The sequence below is a fragment of the Agromyces sp. Marseille-P2726 genome (genome assembly GCF_902809835.1).
GTDB lineage: Bacteria > Actinomycetota > Actinomycetes > Actinomycetales > Microbacteriaceae > Agromyces.
Genome location: NZ_CADDWM010000011.1, coordinates 15645 through 36905, shown reverse-complemented (window position 1 = coordinate 36905; position 21261 = coordinate 15645). Strand labels below are relative to the sequence as shown.

General features: G+C 69.7%; 19 protein-coding genes. 11 read left to right on the top strand and 8 right to left on the bottom strand.

The window, feature by feature from the left end; translation table 11 throughout:
• Nucleotides 1–2 precede the first annotated feature (2 nt).
• Both HUS56_RS04560 and HUS56_RS04555 read right to left on the bottom strand, forming a co-directional pair.
• On the bottom strand, nucleotides 3–1175 hold the full coding sequence (locus HUS56_RS04560; protein WP_173922214.1) for a glycosyltransferase: 1173 nt from the start codon (nucleotides 1173–1175) through the stop codon (nucleotides 3–5).
• Nucleotides 1159–2334: a glycosyltransferase gene (locus tag HUS56_RS04555; protein WP_173922213.1), complete on the bottom strand. Its 1176-nt coding sequence runs from the start codon at nucleotides 2332–2334 to the stop codon at nucleotides 1159–1161. Before HUS56_RS04555 ends, HUS56_RS04560 begins: the two co-directional genes overlap by 17 nt.
• A gap of 264 nt (nucleotides 2335–2598) precedes the next feature.
• On the opposite strand from HUS56_RS04555, the gene HUS56_RS04550 reads away from it, so the two are divergent.
• The 3 genes from HUS56_RS04550 to HUS56_RS04540 are packed head-to-tail and all read left to right on the top strand — an operon-like array spanning nucleotide 2599 to nucleotide 6367.
• Complete coding sequence (locus HUS56_RS04550; RefSeq protein WP_173922212.1) at nucleotides 2599–3789, top strand: glycosyltransferase family 1 protein; 1191 nt, start codon at nucleotides 2599–2601, stop codon at nucleotides 3787–3789.
• 53 nt (nucleotides 3790–3842) lie between these two features.
• On the top strand, nucleotides 3843–5147 hold the full coding sequence (locus tag HUS56_RS04545) for a nucleotide sugar dehydrogenase (RefSeq protein WP_173922211.1): 1305 nt from the start codon (nucleotides 3843–3845) through the stop codon (nucleotides 5145–5147).
• Nucleotides 5148–5179: 32 nt separating this feature from the next.
• Nucleotides 5180–6367, top strand: coding sequence for a hypothetical protein (locus HUS56_RS04540; protein ID WP_173922210.1), 1188 nt, complete (start codon nucleotides 5180–5182; stop codon nucleotides 6365–6367).
• A 35-nt stretch (nucleotides 6368–6402) separates the two neighbouring features.
• Here HUS56_RS04540 and HUS56_RS04535 read toward each other — a convergent pair whose 3' ends face one another.
• The 3 genes from HUS56_RS04535 to rfbB are packed head-to-tail and all read right to left on the bottom strand — an operon-like array spanning nucleotide 6403 to nucleotide 9541.
• The gene (locus HUS56_RS04535) at nucleotides 6403–7683 is read right to left on the bottom strand and encodes a lipopolysaccharide biosynthesis protein (RefSeq protein ID WP_173922209.1); all 1281 of its coding nucleotides are present in this window, start codon (nucleotides 7681–7683) and stop codon (nucleotides 6403–6405) included.
• The gene (rfbD, locus tag HUS56_RS04530; RefSeq protein WP_173922208.1) at nucleotides 7680–8558 is read right to left on the bottom strand and encodes a dTDP-4-dehydrorhamnose reductase; all 879 of its coding nucleotides are present in this window, start codon (nucleotides 8556–8558) and stop codon (nucleotides 7680–7682) included. The genes HUS56_RS04535 and rfbD overlap by 4 nt, the downstream gene beginning before the upstream one ends.
• Nucleotides 8555–9541 (bottom strand): dTDP-glucose 4,6-dehydratase, encoded by a 987-nt coding sequence (gene rfbB, locus HUS56_RS04525; protein WP_173922207.1) that lies wholly within the window; start codon nucleotides 9539–9541, stop codon nucleotides 8555–8557. The genes rfbD and rfbB overlap by 4 nt, the downstream gene beginning before the upstream one ends.
• 73 nt (nucleotides 9542–9614) lie before the next feature.
• Here rfbB and HUS56_RS04520 point away from each other — a divergent pair, with 73 nt between their 5' ends.
• The 4 genes from HUS56_RS04520 (at nucleotide 9615) to HUS56_RS04505 (ending at nucleotide 14372) form a co-directional block, all read left to right on the top strand.
• Nucleotides 9615–10220 (top strand): dTDP-4-dehydrorhamnose 3,5-epimerase family protein, encoded by a 606-nt coding sequence (locus tag HUS56_RS04520; RefSeq protein WP_173922206.1) that lies wholly within the window; start codon nucleotides 9615–9617, stop codon nucleotides 10218–10220.
• Nucleotides 10220–11086: a glucose-1-phosphate thymidylyltransferase RfbA gene (gene rfbA / locus HUS56_RS04515; RefSeq protein WP_173922205.1), complete on the top strand. Its 867-nt coding sequence runs from the start codon at nucleotides 10220–10222 to the stop codon at nucleotides 11084–11086. The genes HUS56_RS04520 and rfbA overlap by 1 nt, the downstream gene beginning before the upstream one ends.
• A 117-nt stretch (nucleotides 11087–11203) precedes the next feature.
• A complete protein-coding gene (gene glf / locus HUS56_RS04510; protein WP_173922204.1) occupies nucleotides 11204–12358 on the top strand; it encodes a UDP-galactopyranose mutase in 1155 nt (384 codons plus the stop codon).
• Nucleotides 12359–12386: 28 nt separating this feature from the next.
• Nucleotides 12387–14372, top strand: coding sequence for a glycosyltransferase (locus HUS56_RS04505; RefSeq protein WP_173922203.1), 1986 nt, complete (start codon nucleotides 12387–12389; stop codon nucleotides 14370–14372).
• Between the two features lie 62 nt (nucleotides 14373–14434).
• Here the strand turns inward: HUS56_RS04505 and HUS56_RS04500 are convergent, their stop codons facing one another.
• A complete protein-coding gene (locus tag HUS56_RS04500) occupies nucleotides 14435–15751 on the bottom strand; it encodes an O-antigen ligase (RefSeq protein WP_254431292.1) in 1317 nt (438 codons plus the stop codon).
• Nucleotides 15748–17106 (bottom strand): O-antigen ligase, encoded by a 1359-nt coding sequence (locus HUS56_RS04495; protein WP_254431291.1) that lies wholly within the window; start codon nucleotides 17104–17106, stop codon nucleotides 15748–15750. The genes HUS56_RS04500 and HUS56_RS04495 overlap by 4 nt, the downstream gene beginning before the upstream one ends.
• 76 nt (nucleotides 17107–17182) lie before the next feature.
• Between HUS56_RS04495 and manA the strand changes: the two genes are divergently transcribed.
• A complete protein-coding gene (gene manA, locus HUS56_RS04490; protein ID WP_173922202.1) occupies nucleotides 17183–18436 on the top strand; it encodes a mannose-6-phosphate isomerase, class I in 1254 nt (417 codons plus the stop codon).
• Nucleotides 18437–18467: 31 nt separating this feature from the next.
• On the opposite strand, the gene HUS56_RS04485 is transcribed toward manA, so the two are convergent.
• Nucleotides 18468–19424: a GlxA family transcriptional regulator gene (locus tag HUS56_RS04485; protein WP_254431290.1), complete on the bottom strand. Its 957-nt coding sequence runs from the start codon at nucleotides 19422–19424 to the stop codon at nucleotides 18468–18470.
• A gap of 85 nt (nucleotides 19425–19509) precedes the next feature.
• Between HUS56_RS04485 and HUS56_RS04480 the strand changes: the two genes are divergently transcribed.
• The 3 genes from HUS56_RS04480 to HUS56_RS04470 all read left to right on the top strand — a co-directional run bounded on the left by HUS56_RS04480 (nucleotide 19510) and on the right by HUS56_RS04470 (nucleotide 21229).
• A complete protein-coding gene (locus tag HUS56_RS04480; RefSeq protein ID WP_173922201.1) occupies nucleotides 19510–19659 on the top strand; it encodes a hypothetical protein in 150 nt (49 codons plus the stop codon).
• A 97-nt stretch (nucleotides 19660–19756) separates the two neighbouring features.
• A complete protein-coding gene (gene galE / locus HUS56_RS04475; RefSeq protein WP_173922200.1) occupies nucleotides 19757–20725 on the top strand; it encodes a UDP-glucose 4-epimerase GalE in 969 nt (322 codons plus the stop codon).
• Between the two features lie 183 nt (nucleotides 20726–20908).
• Nucleotides 20909–21229 (top strand): WhiB family transcriptional regulator, encoded by a 321-nt coding sequence (locus tag HUS56_RS04470; RefSeq protein ID WP_173922521.1) that lies wholly within the window; start codon nucleotides 20909–20911, stop codon nucleotides 21227–21229.
• The last annotated feature ends 32 nt before the right edge of the window (nucleotides 21230–21261 follow it).

Sequence of the window (21261 nt, the reverse complement as noted above, 5' to 3'; positions counted from 1 at the left end):
ACTCACACCGCCAGGAAGTGGCGCATGAGGACATCGCGTGAGAAGTCGCCGCTGTGCAGGCGGCGGACGAATTCGGGCCCCGTCGCGGCGAGCGCCCGGTAGTGATCCCTGCGGCCGGCGATGTCGCGCAGGACCTCCTCCAGGGTGTCGAGGGTCGTCTCGGGGATGGGCAGGGGCATCCCCGCGTTGCGCTCGACCTCTGCACGCACCTCGGGGCTCACGTGGGCGAGCACCACCCGGCCGGAGGCCATGGTCTCGCAGGCGCCCACGCCGTAGTCGTTGGTGCGGAACTGGTCGAGCACGACGTCGGCGTCGGCGAAGACCCGGGGCATCTCGTCGTTCGGCACGCCCTTGATCTCGACGTACTCGATGAGGCCCTCCTCGTGCAGCTTGCGGGCGATCGGCTCGATGTGCAGTGTGCCCTTCAGGTTCGGGTTGGTCGGGGCGTGCACGACCTTGATGCGGTCCCGCACGAGCAGGGGTTCCTCGTTGGCCCACTTGTCGGGATCGACGACGACGCCGAGGAAGTGCGCGTCGGGCACGTCGATGAGCAGGCCCGCGGTCGAGACGAACGTCGGCACGTCGAGGTCGGCGATCAACTGCAGGTTCGCGGCCACGACCGGCTCGAGGAGGTCGGCGGGCACCCAGACGTCGTTGTGGAAGTACGACCACTCGTCGTTCTTCATGTGCGTGGACGGCAGCCGGACGTCGGTGCCGTGCCCGACGATGCCGACCTTGACGCCGGCATCCCGCATCAACGCCACCTGCTTGCGCATGTCGCCCTTGAACATGCCGCCGAGCACGGGGTAGCAGGCCTCGATCAGCACGTGGGTGTAGTCGCGGGCGATGGTGTCGATCATGTCCTTCTGCCACGCCCGCGAGTGCTCTGCGGTTCGCCACGTCACGAGGTAGTCGGCCTTGTACTGCAGGGGGTTGTTGTCGACGTGCACGAAGTTGCGCGCGGAGACCTCGCCCGACTCCTCGACGGCGCGCGACCAGCGATATCCCTGGCCGGCGTAGTTCACCGGCCCCACCAGCATCCGGTACCTCTTGCTCGTGTCGGGCACGGGCGCGGGCGGGGGAGTGACGCCGCGGGCGCGATCGACGCCTGACGCGATCGCGTCCTGCATGGGCTTCGGGACGAGCTTCCACGCCCGCTCAACAACTGGATGCACGCGAGGCTTCCTTCCGATCGTCGGGTGCGGCGGGTTGGATCCAGCCGTCGATGAGGATCTCGGCCGAGAGGCGTCCGTCGTGGACGGATCGCACGAACTCGATCATGGATGCGCGCCGCTCGTCGAGGCCGGGGTCGTCGGCGAGGCGCCGGAGCACCGTCTCGAGCGTCGTCGGGGTGGCATCGAGAATGGGCAGGTCGCGCCCGGTCCGCGCGCGAACAGCTTGGCGCACCTGCTCCGACACGTGACCCACCACGATGCATCCGGCGGCCATCGCCTCGCAGGCGGCGACCCCGTACGATCCGGCCCGGAACTGGTCGAGCACGACATCGGCTTCGGCGAATGCGGCCGGCATGCGCCGCGATGGAACGCCCTGGATCAGGGCGAGTTCGATGACGCCCTCGGCCTCGAGGCGTTCGAGTGCCGGCATGATGAGCGCCGTGCCCTTCGCGGCGGCCACCGAGGGGGCGTGTGCCACGCGCAGGGGCGTCGCCGGGTCGCGCGGTCGTCGGCCGGCCGCCCATCGACGAGGGTCGACGGCGACCGGGCACCAGACGGCATGCGGGAGGTCGACGAGCAGATCGGGCGTGGAGACGAACGCGGGCCTGCCGCTCTCGACGACGAGGGCGATGTTCCTGGCAGCGACGGTCTCCGCGCGCGGCGCGTACACCGACGGGTCGGAGTAGTACGACCACTCGTTGCCGGCCATATGACGCGATGGGAGACGCACGTCGGTTCCGTGCCCGAGGAAGGCGACGTTCACGCCGCGGTCGATCAGGGCCCTTGCCTGTGCACCGACGGATCGCCCGAGCAGTCGCCCGAACGGCGGCTCCTCGGCCTCGATCAGCACGTGGGTCGCACGCGATGCCGCCTCGAACTGGCGCCGCTGCCAGTCGGGATCGTTGTGGTAGGTGCCGACGGGAACGACGAGGTCGGCATCGAACGAGAATCCGCCCGGCACGTCGACGGCCATGTTGCGCGCCGAGATCGACGGGTCGGCCGCCTCGAGCGATCGTGCCCACGCGGTTCCCTGGCCGGAGTAGTTCACCGGGGCGATGAGCACGCGCCGGGGGCGGTCGTCGAAGGTCGTCGCATCGATGCTGCCACGAGGGGCGGGCCTGCCGAGTCGCTTCGCCGCGAGGCGGCCGAGGGGGCTCATCGGCGCATCCGCGATCGCATCGATCGCAACGTTCACCAAGCGCGGCAGGTCGTTCCGGTTCACCATCCCTGGCGGTCGTCCCGTCGCGCATCGGTCATGGTGACCAGTCTAACGAGGCCCATGCGGAGGGCCGCCGCACGGCCGTGGCGTATGATTGGGCGATCCGACGGCGCGCCACTGGGGGAGTTGCGGCCTCCTCGACCCGAACGGCGGTTCCATGCACGCTCCCGATGCCGGCGCGCCCACCTTCCCGGGGCGCACCCGATGAGCGGGCGGCCCGCCGCGTCGACCACGCGCCCGCGCGTCCTCGTGCTCTGCTTCGACGACATCAGCACCGACCCCAGGGTGATCAGGCAGGTCCGCAGGCTGGTCTCGGACTTCGATGTCACCACCTGTTCGCCCGGTCCTCAGCCGCACCCGCAGGTCGAGCACGTCGAGCTCGATCCTTCCTCGGTGCGTCCGCGTCGACTGATCGAGCACCACCTCGACGGCTTCGCGCGCGAACGCGAGTGGTTCACGTGGTCGTACTGGCGCATCCCGAACGTGCAGCTGGTCAGGCGGCTGCTCCGTGGTCGACGCTTCGACGCCGTGATCGCCAACGACGCCGAGACGATCGGAGTGGCGAACCGCATGTTCGGCGCACGTCGCGTGCACGCCGACCTGCACGAGTTCTTCCCGGGGCTGCCGGTGGAAGATTCCCGGCTCGGCCACCGGCAACGCCGGTACTTGAGGTGGCTGATACGCCGACACGCGGCCAAGGCCAGGTCGTCGACCACCGTGGGCGCCGAGATCGCGAAGCGCTACACGGAGTACGGGCTGAATCCCGGGGTCGTGACGAACGCGACGCACTACCGCCGACTCGACGTGAAGCCGACGCGGCAACCGCTTCGCCTCGTCCACAGCGGGAACCCGTTCCGCGAGCGCGGTACCGAGGAGACCATGCGAGCCGTGGCGGCGGTGCCCGACCTGACGCTCGACCTCTACCTCACGCACAACAACACGTCCGATCGCGAGTACCTGGTCGAACTGGCCGACTCGCTCGGCCCGCGCATCACCGTGCACGAGCCGGTGCCGCAGTCGGAACTCATCGAGACGCTCAACCGGTACGACGTCGGCATCTTCGTGCTTCCGCCCACCAACGAGAACCACGTCCTCGCGCTCCCGAACAAGTTCTTCGACTACGTGCAGGCACGGCTCGCCGTCGTCGTCGGGCCGACCCTCGAGATGGCCAGGCTCACCCGTGATCGAGGTCTGGGAGTCGTGACCGAGACGTTCGACGAGCCGGCGATCGTCGCCGCGCTCTCCTCGCTCACGGTCGAGCAGGTCGATGCGTTCAAGCGGGCATCGGATGCCGCGGCTGAGGCGCTGTCATCCGAGAACCAGGTCGAGGTCTGGGCCGCGGCAGTCGATGCGATCGTCGCGAACCGGCGCTCGTTGGCGGACGCCCTCGCGTGAGCGGCACGGCAGCCGCGAATGGGCGGGCCGACGGCGGCCATACACTGGAGCCCATGCAAATCGCCGTGATCGCCCTCGGAAAGATCGGGCTCCCGCTCGCGGTGCAGTTCGCAGACTCCGGTCACGACGTCGTCGGCGTCGACATCGACCAGGCCCTCGTCGACACGATCAACCGTGGTGCCGAGCCCTTCCCCGGTGAAGCGGGACTGCAGGAGAAGCTCGAAGCGGTCGTCGCGTCGGGCAGGCTCCGCGCGACGACCCACTACGCAGAGGCCGTCCCCGGCGCCGATGCGGTCGTCGTCGTCGTCCCGCTGGTGGTGGATGAGGAGACCTGGAATCCTGACTTCGGCCGGATGGATGCCGCGACGGCGGCGCTCGCGAAGCATCTCGAGCCTGGCATGCTGGTCTCGTACGAGACCACCCTGCCGGTCGGGGCGACCCGCGGACGCTGGAAGCCGATGCTCGAGGAGCAGTCCGGCCTGAAGGAAGGCCGCGACTTCCATCTGGTCTTCTCGCCCGAGCGGGTGTTCTCGGGTCGCGTCTTCGCCGACCTGCGAAGGTATCCCAAGCTCATCGGCGCGCTGTCCGACGAGGGCGCCCGCCGGGCGACGGCCTTCTACGAGGCGGTGCTGTCCTTCGACGAACGTGACGATCTCGCGCGTCCCAACGGTGTCTGGGACCTGGGCTCCGCCGAAGCCGCCGAGATGGCCAAGCTCGCGGAGACGACGTATCGCGACGTGAACATCGGGCTGGCGAATCAGTTCGCGCTGTTCGCCGCCGACAACGGCGTCGACATCCATCAGGTCATCGAGGCCTGCAACTCGCAGCCCTTCAGCCACATCCATCGGCCCGGCATCTCGGTCGGCGGTCACTGCATCCCGGTGTACCCGCGGCTCTACCTCTCGACCGACGCCGAGGCGGACATCGTGCGCACGGCGCGACTGCTCAACGCATCCATGCCCGATCGGCTCGTCGCCAAGGCACAGGACACGCTCGGCTCCCTTCGGGGGCTGCGCGCCGTGGTCCTCGGGGCGGCCTACCGCGGGGGAGTGAAGGAGGCGGCCTTCTCGGGGGTGTTCTCGACGGTCGACGCCCTGCGCGACCGCGGCGCGGAGGTGAGCGTGCACGACCCCATGTACACCGACGACGAGCTGCGCGGCCTGGGCTTCGAGCCCTACTCGCTCGGCGACGCGATCGACGTGGCGATCCTGCACACCGACCACCGCGAATACCGCGAACTCGCTCCCGACGACCTGCCGGGCGTGAAGCTCCTGGTCGATGGACGAGCGGCGACGGATCCCGCTCGCTGGTCTGGCACGCCCCGGCTCGTCATCGGCGCGGCGCCCTCGAGCGCCTGATGTTCGCGGCGCTCCGACGGATCGGCGGGCGGATGTTCGACCGCCTCCCTCGCTCGGTGCAGGCTCGGCTGCTGCCTCGCGCCTTCGGGTTCGAACGTCGCGACGTGCCCCCGCCGATCGCTGCGCCGACCGGTTCCCGGCGGCTCTACATCGCACCCGTGAACTTCGCGGGGGCGGCGACCGGCTGGGCCAGGGCCGCCGAGCGGATCCCGGGCGTCGCCGCACGCAACATGGTCTACCGCGAGGCCGGCGGCTTCGCCTTCCCCGCCGACTACGAGGTGCCCGTCGCGGTCTACGACGCGTCACCGACCTGGCAGCGGGCGCAGTTCCGCGCGGTGTCCTCCGGGTTCACGCACGTCATGATCGAGGCCGAGCGTCCCCTGTTCGGAACGCGGTTCGCCCGGGATGCCACCGATGTCTGGGCGACGGTTCGCGCCGAGGTTCAGGCGCTTCGCGCGTCCGGCGTGCAGACGGCGATGGCGTGTCACGGCTCCGACATCCGACTGCCGAGTCGGCACGCGGCGCGCGAGGCGGACTCCCCGTTCGCCGCGGGCGTCGGCGGGTCTCCGGCGTACCGCGACACCGCCCTGCTCGACGAGCACGCGAGAGCGAACCGCGCACTGCTCACCGAGGTCGGCGGAAAGGTCTTCGTGTCGACTCCCGATCTCCTCATCGACGTGCCCGAGGGCATCTGGTTGCCCGCGGTCATCGGAGCACCGTGGTTCGATTCCGGCCGGGAAGCGCCCCTCGAGCGCGACGTCCCCGTGGTCGTGCACGTGCCGAGCCGCTCCGGCCTGAAGGGATCGGAGCTCATCGAGGAGACGATGCGGCGCCTGCACGACGAGGGTGTCGTGAGGTACGAGCGCCGCGAGGGGGTGGCCGCAGCCGACATGCCGGCGATCTACGGTGCCGCCGACATCGTGCTCGACCAGTTCTCGCTGGGGATCTACGGCGTCGCGGCCTGCGAGGCGCTCGCCGCCGGAAGGATCGTCGTCTCGCACGTGAGCGATCAGGTGCGCACGCACGTCCGGTCCGCCACGGGCCGCGACCTGCCGGTCGTGGAGACGCGGGCAGCCGACCTCGAGGCGACCCTGCGTCGGATCCTCGCGGATCGAGCCCGGTATCGCGACGTGGCGGCCGAGGGGCCGGCGTTCGTCCGTGAGGTGCACGACGGACGGATGACGAGCGAGGTGCTGGAGCGCGAGTTCCTTGGCTCGTGAACCGGTGACCTCGAGCACGCCACCGTTCGCCGCGGTCAGGGCTCGAACGGGGTGTCGAGGCCCTCGATCGGTGCCGGCTCGCGGCGCTTCCGGACGCGCTCGGGGTGGGCGAACGCCGTGCGCAGCGCCGCCAGCTGCACGGCGAGCACGGCGAACTCCGACAGCGCCAGACCCCACGCGAGTCCGACGACGCCGAACCAGATGGTGAACGGAATCATCAGCGCGGTACCGACGATCGCGCCGACGATCGTGCTCCGTGCGAGCACGCGCGCGAGACCGAGGGCGGTCAGGCATGCGAAGCCGGTGAGCTGCGAGGCGAGCAGCGCGGCGATGTTCGCCCCCATCGCGGCGGCCAGGGCCCAGGACAGCTCGAGCGAGCCGCCCGACAGCAGTCCGCTCACCCACGGCGCGAATGCCGCGAAGGCGATGCCGCCGACGAGGGCCATTCCGAGCGCGAGACCGGTCACCCGCCGAGCGCGTTCGACGAGCACGTTGCGATCATCGGCGGGAACGTAGCCCTGAGCGACCTGCACGAAGGGCCTCGTCGCGTACAGCGAGAGCCGGACCATGCGCTCGGCGAGCGCATACACCGCCGTCGCGCTCGGCAGGAAGATCTGCACGATGACGACCGGCACGTTCACGTAGAGCGAGGTGGTCGCCGCCATCGTCACGGGGGCCGCCTGGCCGTGCAGGTTCCGCACGGCGCGCACCGGCGATGCCGTGAAGGTCCATCCGCTGTGACGCCTGAGGATGTCGATCGTGCAGATGACGGCTGCCGCGATCACCCCGAGGAGCTGCAGTCCGGCGAACCAGCGCACCTCGCCGGTGACGATGAGCACTCCGGCACCCGCCGCGGTTCCCATCAGGCGCGGCACGGTGTCGTACAACAGGAACCGGATCGGGCTCTTCTCGCCGACGTAGAACCACCCCGACGAGAGCGCCACCAGGATGCCGCTGCTCACCGTGAGCGTTGCGAGCCACGGATCCCCGTCGGCGATCACGATCGCCAGTGGAATCGAGACGGCGAGCACGACGAGGTTGAGCCACGCTCGGCTGAGCAGCGAGTCGAAGAAGTACCGTCCGCGCTCCTCGACCCGGAGCCCCGCCACATCGGTGGGTCCCGTCACGCCCCATCCGTAGGTGGCGATCACGAATGCGAACCCGGCGACCGCCTGCGCGACGGCGATCGTGGTCCACGCCGTCTCACCGGCGACGATGATGACGGTCGGGATCACCGCGATACTGACGATTCCGCTGATGACCACGGAGATGCCGTACCCGCCCGCGGCGCGGAACAGCCGTCTGGTACGGATCATGTCGCCTGTGCCCCGGCCGCGGCGAGGGCGCCGGCGACGACGGCGGCCGACAGCGCCTCCTCCCAATCGCGGATGGGCGCGAGCCCGGCAGACGTCCACGCGGCGTGGCCCAGCACGGAGTATGCGGGCCGGGGTGCAGGCCGCGGGAAGTCGGCACTGCCGGTCGGCGTGATCCGATCGGGATCGAGTCCGGATGCCGCGAGCACCGCCCGTGCGAATCCGAACCAGGTCGTCTCGCCCGAGCTCGTGCCGTGGTAGATGCCCGCCGGTGCATCGGCGTCGAGCAACGCCACGATCGCGTCGGCCAGGTCGCGGGCCCACGTCGGCTGGCCGTGCTGGTCGTCGACGACCGCCCACGTGTCCTTCGAAGCAGCGAGCGCGAGCATGGTGCGGGCGAAGTTCGGTCCGTGAGCCCCGTACAGCCACGCCGTGCGGACGATGTACGAACGGTCGGGAGCGATCTGCTCCACGAATTCCTCGCCCGCCGCCTTCGTGCGTCCGTACGCCGAGATCGGGTGGCGCGGCGCGTCCTCGGGGTACGGAGCGGTCGACCGCCCGTCGAAGACGTAGTCGGTCGAGACCTGCACGAGTCGTGCGCCGTGTCGTGCAGCCGCGACCGCGAGGTTGCGGGCCCCGAGGGCGTTCACCGCGTACGCGGCCGGCTCATCCGACTCCGCCTCGTCGACCCTGGTGTATGCCGCCGCGTTGACGATGGTGTCGTGGCCGGCGGCTGCGGCGACGACCGCCGCCTCATCCGTGACATCCAGATCGGATCGCGCGACCGCCGTCGTATCCCGGTCGCGGAGCGCGGCTCGCAGATCCCTGCCGAGCAGGCCGTTCGCACCCACCAGGAGCGTGCGCCCCCTCGTGCTCACCCGAGTGCCGCCTTCGCGGTGAGCGGCTCCCACCAGGAACGGTGGTCGCGATACCACTGCACCACGTCGGCCAGGCCCTGCTCGAAGGGCACGAGCGGTTCGTAGCCGAGCTCACGGTGGATCTTCGAGCTGTCGACCGAGTACCGCAGATCGTGTCCCTTGCGGTCCTCGACGAGCTCGACGTAGCTCCAGTCGCGTCCGGTGGCCGCGAGCAGCAGCTCGGTGAGCTCCCGGTTCGAGAGCTCGGTGCCGCCGCCGATGTTGTAGATCTCGCCGGAACGGCCGCGTGTGAGCACGGCGGCGATCGCGCGCGTGTGGTCGTCGACGTGCAGCCAATCGCGCACATTGGCACCCGTGCCGTAGAGCGGGACTCGCCGGCCCTCGATGAGATTCGTCACGAACAGCGGGATGACCTTCTCGGGGAAGTGGTACGGGCCGTAGTTGTTCGAGCACCGCGTGATCGAGATGTCCAGCCCGTGGGTGCGGTGGTACGAGCGGGCCAGGAGATCGCTGGCCGCCTTCGACGCCGAATAGGGCGAGTTCGGTTCGAGCACGTGATCCTCGCGCCAGGATCCCGCTTCGATCGACCCGTACACCTCATCGGTCGAGACGTGCACGAAGCGCGCGACGCCGGCGCGCAGCGCGGCATCGAGCAGGCGCTGCGTGCCCACGACGTTGGTGTCGACGAAGGCCGACGCGTCGCGGACCGACCGATCGACGTGACTCTCGGCGGCGAAGTGCACGACCGCGTCGAGGCCCGGGAGGAGCCGGTCGAGCAGGGCGGCGTCGCGGATGTCGCCGTGCACGAACGAGTACCTGGGGGAGTGCGCGATCGGGGCGAGGTTCTCCAGGTTGCCCGAGTAGGTGAGGGCGTCGAGCACCACCACCTCGGCGCCCTCGAGACCGTCGTAAGCGTCCTCGAGCGTGCGGCGGACGAAGTTCGAGCCGATGAAGCCGGCGCCGCCGGTCACGAGGATCTTCATGGATGCGCGGGTCCGTTCTGGGTGGGGGATGCGGTCGCGAGTCTACCGGGAGCCCCGTTGGTAGGCTGCTCGGGTGCAGATCCGCGAACTGGCGATACCCGACGGCTACGAGCTGACGCCGACGCAGTTCCGAGACGACCGCGGCCTCTTCCTCGAGTGGTACCGGTTCGAGATCCTCGAGCAGGCGGTCGGCCACGCGCTCGACCTGCGCCAGGCGAACCTCTCGGTGTCCCGCCGGGGCGTGCTCCGCGGCATCCACTTCGCCGCCATTCCCGGCCAGGCCAAGCTCGTGACCGCGATGTCCGGATCGGTGCTCGACTACGTCGTCGACATCAGGGTGGGGTCGCCGACGTTCGGCCGCTGGGACTCGGTGCTCCTCGACGCGGTCGACCGACGCGTCGTATACCTGTCCGAGGGGCTCGGTCACGCATTCGTCGCGCTCACCGACGATGCCACGGTCAGCTACCTCGTCAACGACGTCTTCCGTCCCGAGCGTGAGTTCGGCGTGAACCCGCTCGACCCGGCGATCGGGCTCGAACTGCCGCCGGCCGCCGGTGCTCCGATCCTGTCCGAGAAGGATGCCGCGGCGCCCTCCCTCGCCGAGGCGGAGCGACTCGGCATCCTCCCCACCTGGGACGAGGCCCGACGGCACTACGAGTCGCTCGCGAGCGTCGGCTGATGCGCGGCATCATCCTCGCGGGCGGATCGGGCACCCGTCTCTGGCCGATCACCAGGGGCATCTCCAAGCAGCTCATGCCCATCTACGACAAGCCGATGGTCTACTACCCGCTGTCGACGCTCATGATGGCCGGCATCCGCGAGATCCTCATCATCACGACGCCCGAGTACGACTCGCAGTTCCGAGCGCTCCTCGGCGATGGTTCCGAGCTCGGCCTGCGCCTCGACTATGCCGTGCAACCCTCGCCCGACGGGCTCGCCCAGGCCTTCATCATCGGTGAGGAGTTCATCGGCGACGAGGCCGTCGCCCTGGTGCTCGGCGACAACATCTTCCACGGTGCGGGGCTCGGCACGGCCCTGCAGCGGAACACGAGCATCGACGGCGCCCGGATCTTCGCCTATCACGTGAGCAACCCGGGCGACTACGGCGTGGTCGAGTTCGACGGCGACTTCCGCGCGATCTCCATCGAAGAGAAGCCCGCGCGACCGAAGAGCAACTTCGCGGTGCCCGGCCTCTACTTCTACGAGAACTCGGTCGTCGACGTCGCGAAGGGCATCCGGCCGAGCGCCCGCGGAGAGCTCGAGATCACCGCCGTCAACCAGCACTACCTCGGCGAGGGGCGCCTGCACGTGCAGGTGCTCGACCGCGGCACCGCGTGGCTCGACACCGGCACGGTGGAATCGATGATGCAGGCGGGTGATTACGTGCGCGTGATCGAGGAGCGACAGGGATTCAAGATCGGATGCATCGAGGAGATCGCCTGGCGTGCGGGATGGATCGACGACGAGCGCCTCGCGGCGCTCGCCGCACCGCTCGCGAAGAGCGGCTACGGTGACTACCTCACCGGCCTGCTCCGCGACCGGTGAGCGCGCCCGACGCATGCGCTCAGCCGTCGGCGGCTAGAATCGACCGTTGGCTCGCCAGCGGCCGCACGCTCGGCTGCAGCTCCGGGCGGGATCCACGACAGGAATGGGACTGAATACATGGCGGACGTCGATCTCGTAGTCGTCGGATCTGGATTCTTCGGGTTGACGGTGGCGGAACGCGTCGCGGAGGAGCTCGGCCGTCGTGTGCTGGTGATCGATCGTCGTGACCACATCGGCGGCAACGCCTACAGCTCGCCCGAGCCCCAGACCGGAATCGAGGTCCACCGGTACGGCGCGCACCTGTTCCACACCTCCAACCCGGCGGTCTGGGAGTACGTCAACCGCTTCACGACGTTCACCGACTACGTGCACCGGGTGTACACCACGCACCGCGGCGAGGTGTATCCGCTGCCCATCAACCTGGGCACGCTGAACCAGTTCTTCCGGGCAGCCCACGGCCCATCGGCGGCACGCGCCCTCGTCGCCGAGCAGGCGGCCGAGGTCGACGCGGCGTCGGTCGAGAACCTCGAGCAGAAGGCGATCTCGCTCATCGGGCGCCCGCTCTACGAGGCGTTCATCCGCGACTACACCGCCAAGCAGTGGCAGACCGACCCGAAGGACCTCCCGGCCGAGGTGATCAGCCGACTCCCGGTCAGGTACACCTACGACAACCGGTACTTCAATGACACCTGGGAGGGCCTGCCGACCGACGGCTACACCGCATGGATCGAGCGCATGGCCGATCACCCCCGCATCGAGGTGAGGCTGTCGACCGACTTCTTCGACGAGTCGCAGCCGATCAACCGGCGCACGGTGGTCGGCAGCGTCCCGGTGGTCTACACGGGCCCGGTCGACCGGTACTTCGACTACGCCGAGGGCGCGCTGTCGTGGCGAACCCTCGACTTCGAGGTCGAGGTGCTCGACGTGGGGGACTTCCAGGGAACGTCGGTCATGAACTACGCGGACCTCGACGTGCCGTACACGCGGATCCACGAGTTCCGGCACTTCCACCCCGAGCGGGAGTACCCCTCCGATCGCACCGTGGTCATGCGCGAGTTCTCGCGCTTCGCCGCTCGGCAGGACGAGCCGTACTACCCGGTGAACACTCCCGATGACCGCGCCCGGCTCCTCGCGTATCGCGAACTCGGGAAGTCCGAGCCCGACGTGTACTTCGGCGGTCGCCTCGGCACCTACCAGTACCTCGACATGCACATGGCGATCGGCTCGGCACTGTCGATGTACGAGAACAAGTTGAAGCCCGCGTTCGCCTGAGCGCCGATCGAACACCGAGGACTGCGAGATGACGGATCCGATCGAGGCCGAGCCGCTGACCGTGCTGCAGCGTGTCGTGTTCCCCGTGCACGGCGATCCCCAGGCGCTGCCGCTCTATCTCGACGCCGAGACCTGGAGTGGAACCGACAGCGTCGACGGCTCGTCGCAGCTCGCGCGTGCTCGCGGCTTCGAGATGGGCAATCTCGCGCGTCGTCCGCTTCGGCTCACCTCCCGCACCAGCGTGGCCCTGCTCGACGGACGCCGGGGCCTCACGGTGCCCGCCGGCCGGTCGATCTCGCTGGCGACGTACTTCAACGCGTTCCCGGCGAGCTACTGGAACACGTGGACCACGCTCGACGGCGTGGTGCTTCGGGTCGGCACCCGCGGTTCGGGCCGCGTCGTCGTCTTCCGTTCCAACGCCCGCGGCGTCGTGCAGCGCGTCGACGGAATCGAGGTCTCGGGGGAGGCGGTCAGCGAGTTCGACCTGCCGTTCTCATCGTTCATCGACGGCGGCTGGCTCTGGTTCGATCTCGTGGCGGGCGACGAGCCGCTCTCGTTGGTCGAGGCCGATTGGCTGGCACGACCCGGCGCGACGCCACGCACCACCGGAACCGCGACCGTCTCGATCACGACCCTCAACCGGGGCGACTACTGCACGCGGCTGCTCCGCGAGATCGGGAACGACCCGCACGCGCTCGCCCTGATCGACCGGGTGCTGGTGGTCGACCAGGGAACCCAGCGCATCAGGGACGACGGCGGATTCCCGGCCGCGGAGCAGAGCCTCGGCGGCCGCCTCGAGGTCATCGAGCAGCCGAACCTCGGCGGCTCGGGGGGGTTCTCGCGCGGCATGCTCGAGACGGTGCGCGACGGTCGCTCGGAGTACGTCCTGCTCCTCGATGACGACGTCGAGGTCGAGCCCGAGAGCATCCGGCGCGCGATCACGTTCGGCAACTTCTGCAATCGCCCGACGATCGTCGGCGGCCACATGCTCGACATGTACGACAAGTCGAAGCTCCACGCCTACGCCGAGGGCATCCACTGGGGTCCCTTCATGTGGGGTCCGTTCACGCCCGACCGGCACGACTTCACCGACTCCAACCTGCGGCAGACGCAGTGGATCCACCGACGCTTCGACGTGGACTACAACGGCTGGTGGATGTCGCTCATCCCGGTCGAGATCATCCGCGAGATCGGCCTGTCACTTCCCGTGTTCATCAAGTGGGATGACGCGGAGTACTCGCTTCGGGCTCGCGATCACGGCTACGCGACGGTCAGCCTGCCGGGTGCCGCGGTCTGGCACGTCTCCTGGGTCGACAAGGACGATACGCACGACTGGCAGGCGTTCTTCCACGCGCGCAACCGCCTCGTCGTGGCACTGCTCCACTCGCCGATGAAGCGAGGTGGCAAGCTGTGGCGTTCGAATCTCGCCAGCGACCTGAAGAACCTCCTCACGATGGACTACTACACGGTCGCGATGAAGCACGAGGCCATTCGCAACGTGCTCAGCGGACCCGAGCAGCTCCACACCGACATGGTCGACCGGCTGGCACGGGTCAGATCGCTCGGCGCCCACTTCACCGAGGCGCGGGTGCTGCGGTCGGCCGAAGAGCTGCCGCGCTTCCCGGCACGCGAGATCCGGTCGGTGACGACCGGAACGATCGATCCGGGCCCACGAGGAGTGGGTTTCGTCCGCTGGTTGCTGGGCGTGGTGTGGCGGCACACCATGACGAAGCCCCGGGGAACGGATGCCCCGAAGGCGCACCTGCCCTACCAGGACGCCCGCTGGTTCCAGGTGCCCGAGCACGACAGTGTGCTCATCACGAACGCCGAGGGATCGGGCGTGACCTGGCACGTGCGCGACCGGCGCCGGTTCCGACGGATGCTCGCCGACTCCATCCGCCTGAATCTGCGGTATCGACGCGATTGGGCTGCGTTGAGCAAGCGGTACCGCACGGCCCTGCCGCACATCACGTCGATGGACGTCTGGGCGCGTTCACTCGGCCGGGAGGAGTGACCGCGTCGAGGTCGCGGTGACCCCATCACGGCGCCGGCTCGTCGCCGAGGCACGTGCTCCGCTCAGAACGTGGTGGTTGCCGGCGCACGCCCCGCAGCCAGCGCGTCGCGCCAGCTCATGTCGCGAGCGGCCTTCACGGCGCAGACGACGAGCAGCAGCCACCCGCCCTCGATGAGCGCGAAGCTCTCGGCGAAGCTCGTCACCGTGATGACGACGAGCATCAGCGCCGGCCACACGTACACGACGCTGCGCCGCGTGGAGGCGAGCAACCAGGCGCGGACGAGCGCGACGCCGACGAGCGCGATGAACGAGACGGCGCCGATCACGCCCACCTGGAAGTAGACGTCGATCCAGGCGCTCAGCGCGGATGCGTGCGGGCGCCCTGTGGCGAGCTCGATCCACGTGTACGGCGGCGCATCGCGCCAGGCACCGACCCAGCCCCATCCCTGCAGCGGATTGAGGTTGAGGTAGCGCGAGAGCTCGCGCCACACGTCGAGTCGCACGTCGAACTCGCCTCGCGCATCGAGGAGCTCGATGATGCGGACACGCAGGATCCAGCCGGCGACGAGCACGACGAGCACGGCGACGAGCAGCGCGACCTGCCACCGCCACCGCGTCACGGGTTCGGCCCGACGCAGGCCGTACAGGGCCGCGACGGCGAGGACGGACACGCCGAGGGCCACCCAGGTGGCCGGCGACCCCGCCAGCGCGATGCAGACGAGCGCGAGCGCCAGGGACCCCCAGGTGCGGGCGCGTGAGACGATCCGGGTCCGCCACTCCACCACGAACGTGAGGAGAGCGATGAGCGCGACGAATCCAAGCATGTTCCGCGAGCCGAAGATGCCCTGGATCGGCCCGAGCCGCGCGATGTCGCCCTGGATGCCGAGGAACGCGATCGGCACGTCGAGCAGGATCCCCGAGAGCACCTCGAGCGTCAGCGACACGCCGAGCAGCACGCGCATCACGTCGCCGAACGCCCGCACGATCTGGATGGTGTCGCGCATGAGCGCCACGTAGACGCCCAGGAAGGCGAACGCCACGAGGTACGTCACCCGCACGGCCGTCACGGCCGGGGCGTTGCCGGTCGGGCCGCTCCACAGCACGGAGGCGACGCACCACCCGACGAAGACGAGGATCGAGATCGGGAGGATGCCGTACCACTCGACCGCGCGCCATCGGGCGACGAGCGAGATGCCGCACAACGCCACGAGTCCGGCGAGGACCGCGATCAGCCCGGGCCATCCGATGAGCGCTCGGAGTGCGTGCGTCGAGAACGCGAACCCGACCGTCACGAGGGCGAGGGCCTGGGCGAACCGGGCGGAACCGGCGAACTGGCGCAGTGCGTGCACGACGTGCGCACCGTCGTCGGCAGCGCTCACGCGTCCCCCTCGGGCGGGCGGCGGAACGCCGGCACGGGCGGCGGATCAGCCGGGAGCGGCTCATGCTCCCACTGCCGCCGCTTGGTGGACCACGCGATCGCGATGAGCAGCAGCCAGCCGCTCTCGACGAGGATGCGGCTCTCGGCGAGGCTCTGCCCGATGAGCGCGACGAGCAGCAGCAGTGGCAGGAGCGACGCGGCCGAGTACGGCAGCGAGCGGCCCGCGGCATCCATCGGCCGGTCGACGGCGAGGAACCAGGAACGCCAGAGCGCCCCGATCACGATCGAGGCGAACGCGACGAGCCCGACGACCCCCAGCTGCATCCACACGTCGAGCCACGCGTTGTGGGCCTGCAGGTACGTGACTCCCTTGCGGACGGCGAGATCGTCGAACGGCTCGACGAGCGGGTTCCAGTAGCCGACCCAGCCCCAGCCGAACCACGGCCGCTGGGTCGCGAGCCCGATCACCGACGCCCAGATGTCGAGCCGGCCCGTGAGGTCTTCGCCCTTGCCGAAGACGTCGAGCAGCGTGTTCCAGAGCACCACGAGCGCCGTGACGGATGCCGCGAGCGCGCCGGCTGCGGCCCAGTACAGGCCCCGCCGCCGGCCGGGTTCGGTGCGCCGGGCCCACGCCGCGAACCCGAGGGCGATGAGCACGATGACCGCGACGAGGATGACGGTGGCCGATCGCGTGAGGGCGAACACGACGCCGGCGACGACGAGCCACGCGATGCCCTGCGCGCGGCGCATCGTGCCCGCCGCCAGCATCGCGCCGAACACGATGAGGCCGAGCAGCGCGACCATGCCGAGGAGGTTGCGGCTGGCGACGATGCCCTCGATGGGTCCGCCCTCGAAGAGCAGCGCGCGCGACCAGTAGAACGCCATCGGCAGCTTGCCGTCGACCTCGAAGTCGGGGAAGTTCGGCAGCAGGGGTTGGCGCACGAACACGGCCACCCACAGCTCGAAGAGGATCGAGAGCACGAGGACCCACTTGAGCGCGCCGGCGAGGGTCTGTACGAAGCGATTCCAGCTGAGGCACAGCGCCAGCACGACCGCGACGAACGTGGTGATGAGCGTGATGGCGACACCCAACGCCGACGCCCCGGGGTAGAACGACCAGGCGATCGAGAGCGTGGCGATGAGGAGGAACGCGATCGTGGACTTCGGCACACGCCGCCAGATCCACGTCGGACGCTCGGCGACGACGAGGGCGATCGCGCCGCCGACCACGACGAGCACCACGGCGCCGAAGCCCCACCAGCCGAGGAGGTTGCGCCAGAACTGCCCCGCGAGCACCGTGAACAGCGCGAACGTCGCGTACGCGCCGGTGAGGGCGCGTCGTCGTCCCGGGCTCATGGACCCAAGGCTATCGGGCGGCACCCGCGGTGCGTTGATAGCTTGGACCGCGGACACGAGGAAGGGGTCGCGGAGCATGTTCGTGGCGATCGGCAACACGCCCCGGGACTACCCCTGGGGCTCGACGACGGCGATCGCCGAGTTCCGGGGGGTCGAGCCGTCGGGCGAGCCCGAGGCCGAGCTGTGGCTGGGCGCTCACGCGGGGTCGCCGGCGAAGATCCGCGATGCGGCATCCGTCGGCCACGCCGACCTGGCCGCGTGGATCGCGGCTGATCCCCACGGTGCGCTCGGGCCGGCGCTGGCGGCTCGTGGCGCCCGGCTGCCGTTCCTGCTCAAGGTCCTCGCGGCCGCAGCACCGCTCTCGCTGCAGGCGCATCCGACCCCCGAGCAGGCACGGGCAGGGTTCGCGCGCGAGGAGGCCTCCGGCATCCCCCTCACCGCGTACGACCGCAACTACCGCGACCCGTTCCACAAGCCCGAGCTGCTCGTCGCCGTCAGCGAGACGTTCGATGCGCTCTCGGGGTTCCGTCCGCTCGCCGAGGTGCACGGCCTGCTCGGGGTGCTCCGAGCAGCGGATGCCGCGAGCTCGACGCCCGACCAGGGCGCGCTCGACCTGCTCGCGGAGCACCTCTCCGGCGACGAGCCGCTGCGCGAGACGGTCGAGTGGCTCCTTCGCGACGGGCGGGGCGGCGACACCGGCGAGGCCGCCTGGGTCACCGAGCGGGTGACGGCGCTCGCGGCATCCGACACCGCCGGCCGTTCGGAGTACGCGCTCTCGTTCGAGACGGTCGGCTCGCTCGCGGCGGCCTACCCCGGCGACCCCGGCATCGTGATCTCCATGCTCCTCAACCGGGTGCGACTGCGCCGCGGCGAGGCGCTCTACCTGGCTGCGGGCAACATCCATGCGTACCTGTCGGGACTCGGCGTCGAGCTCATGGCGGCGAGCGACAACGTGCTCCGGGGCGGCCTCACGCCCAAGCACATCGACGTGCCCGAGCTCCTCGACGTGCTCGACTTCACGCCGATGGCGCCGCCGCGACTCGAGCCCGAGCGGGCGGGTGCCGGCGTCGTCGCCTATCGACCCGAGGTCCCCGACTTCGTGCTGTACCGGGCGGAGCCGGGGGCGGACGCCGCCGAGGTGCCGCTCGCCGGCCCGGCGATCGTGCTGGCCGAGGGTGGCGAGCTCCGCGTCCGGGGCGCACACGCCGAGGCGTCGCTCTCGCGCGGCGATGCCCTCTACGCGACGCCCGACGAGGGTTCGCTCGAGATCAGGGGTGCGGGGATCGCCTGGGTCGCGACGACCGGGGACTCCGCGGCATCCGCTGGCTGAAGAGGTCGACGGCGCGCACTCGCGGCGGGGGTCAGCCGACGGCGCGCGGGCCGAAGACGCGCCGGTACTGCGTGGGTGTCGTCTGAAGCACCTTCAGGAAGTGATGGCGCATGACGGCCGCGGCGCCGAAGCCGGTCTCGCGGGCCACCTCCTCGAGGGTGAGCGTCGTCTCTTCGAGCAGCTGCTGGGCGCGAAGGAGGCGCTGGCGGTTCAGCCACGCGTTCGGCGTCGTGCCGGTCTCGGCGCGGAAGCGGCGCGCGAAGGTGCGCGGCGACATCAGCGCCTTGCGAGCGAGCAGGTCGACCGTGAGGTCCTGGTCGAGGTGCTCGAGCATCCACTCGGTGACCTTCGCGAACGAGTCGCTCTGCACCTCGGGAACCGGAGTCTGGATGAACTGCGACTGCCCGCCGTCGCGCTGCGGCGGAACCACCATGCGGCGGGCGATGATGTTCGCGGCGCTCGCCCCGAGCTCGGTTCGCACGATGTGCAGCGCGGCGTCGATGCCCGCGGCGGTGCCGGCGCCCGTGACGACCTTGCCGTCCTGCACGAACAGCACGTCGGGGTCGACGTCGGTTGCGGGGAACATGTCGGCGAGGCGGTCGGTGTACATCCAATGCGTCGTCGACCGACGGCCGTCGAGCACGCCGGCGTGACCGAGCGTGAAGGCGCCCGAGCACACCGACAGCACCCACGCCCCGCGCTCGACGGCGCGGCGGATGATCTCGAGCACGCGCTCGTCGGGTGGGGTGTCGATGAGCGAGGCCGGAACGGCGACGAGGTCGGCGTCGAGGGCGAAGTCGAGGCCCTCGTGCACGACCACGTCGAACCCCAGCTTGGTGGTGACCGGGCCAGGATCTGCGGCCACGATGTGGAAGTCGAACGTGGGGCCGCCCTGATCGGCCCGATCGATGCCGAAGACCTCGCAGATGACGCCGAATTCGAAGGGCGCCATCTGCGGAACCGCGAGGCAGGCGATGGTGTGAAGCACGGGGTCCTCCGATTGGCAGGAATTTGTCGTCTGGTGGTTACTCTGCCACTGTCGGCAGGATCTTGCAAGGAGTATATTTTCTGCCATGAACACCGTCATCTTCCTCATCATCGCGGCCCTCGCGATCTGGGGGGTGCTCGCAACCGTCCTGCGTCTCGAGAGCGACGGCTACGGTCGTCCCGAGATCCGCGACCGGAACCGGCACGCCGAGAACCTCCCCACTCGCCTCGTCTGACCCAGCTCGCCCGGCGCTCGCCGCGCCGGGATGAGGCCGCCCGCCCCCGATACGATCGGGGAAGCGCCCGGACGCACCGGGCGCGAAGGGCGGATGCATGAGTTGGCTGGTCACCGGCGGTGCCGGGTACATCGGAGCACACGTCGTGCGGGCGTTCGCCGCGCAGGGCATCGACACCGTCGTCGTGGACGATCTCTCGTCAGGACGACACGCATTCCTTCCCGACGACACGGAGTTCGTACACGGGACGATCCTCGACGGAGCACAGCTCGAGTCGACGATGCAGCGGTACGAGGTTCGCGGGGTCGTGCACCTGGCCGGCTACAAGTACGCCGGCGTGTCGGTCTCGAAGCCGCTGCACACCTACCAGCAGAACGTGACCGGCACAGCGACGCTCCTCGCCGCGATGGACGCCGCCGGCGTCGACCGCATGGTGTTCTCGTCGAGCGCCGCGGTGTACGGAACGCCCGACGTCGACCTCGTCACCGAGGAGACCGAGACGCGCCCCCAGTCGCCCTATGGCGAATCGAAGCTCATCGGCGAGTGGCTCCTCGCAGACCAGGGGCGTGCGACCGGGCTCCGGCACACGAGCCTGCGGTACTTCAACGTCGTCGGCTCCGGCACGAGCGACGTGTTCGACCCGAGTCCGCACAACCTCTTCCCGCTCGTCTTCGACGCACTGCTCGGCGGCCGCACGCCACGAATCAACGGCGACGACTACCCGACGCCCGACGGCACCTGCGTGCGCGACTACATCCACGCGGCCGACCTCGCCGACGCGCACGTCGTGGCCGCCCGGCGCCTCGAGGCCGGCGAGGGCCTCGAGCCGGTCTACAACCTGGGTTCGGGGGATGGCGTCTCGGTTGGTGAGATCATGCGCACGGTCGCAGAGGTCACCGGAATCGACTTCACGCCCGAGGTCGGTCCGCGACGCCCAGGTGATCCGGCCCGCATCGTGGCGTCGGGCGAGCTCGCCGCTCGAGACCTCGACTGGCGCATGCGGCACTCGCTCGCGGACATGGTGCGCACCGCGTGGGACGCGCGCCGGGAGGCGACAGGAGGGTGACGGCGTGTCCCTCACTCGGGGGGAAGATAACGTTCCGGGTGCGCGTCGGCGTGTCGAAGCCGGGTTGAAGCCTCCACGGGCGGTTGAGGGTTTACGATCTGCGACTTGACTCCCACGAATTACACCGGTGTAATTGTCATGACACACCCTCTGGGTGGTCGGTACAACTGGGTGGGAGACGATATGGGAAACCCTGAATATCGTTCTGGAGTACCTGACGATTGGTTCGTCGATCCGGTGAGACTGGGCGTTCCGGGGGTTCGCCTGGGCGTCGGCGATGACAATCCGCTGGCGTGGCAGAGCGACGCACTGTGTGCGCAGACCGATCCGGAGGCGTTCTTCCCCGAGAAGGGCGGCTCCACTCGCGACGCGAAGCGCATCTGCACGGGATGCGAGGTGCGCGGCGAGTGCCTCGAGTACGCCCTCGCGAACGACGAGCGGTTCGGCATCTGGGGTGGCCTGTCCGAACGCGAGCGCCGCAAGCTGCGCAAGCGCGCCGTCTGAGCGTCTGCCGGTCGCAGAGCCCCGCCCGTCGT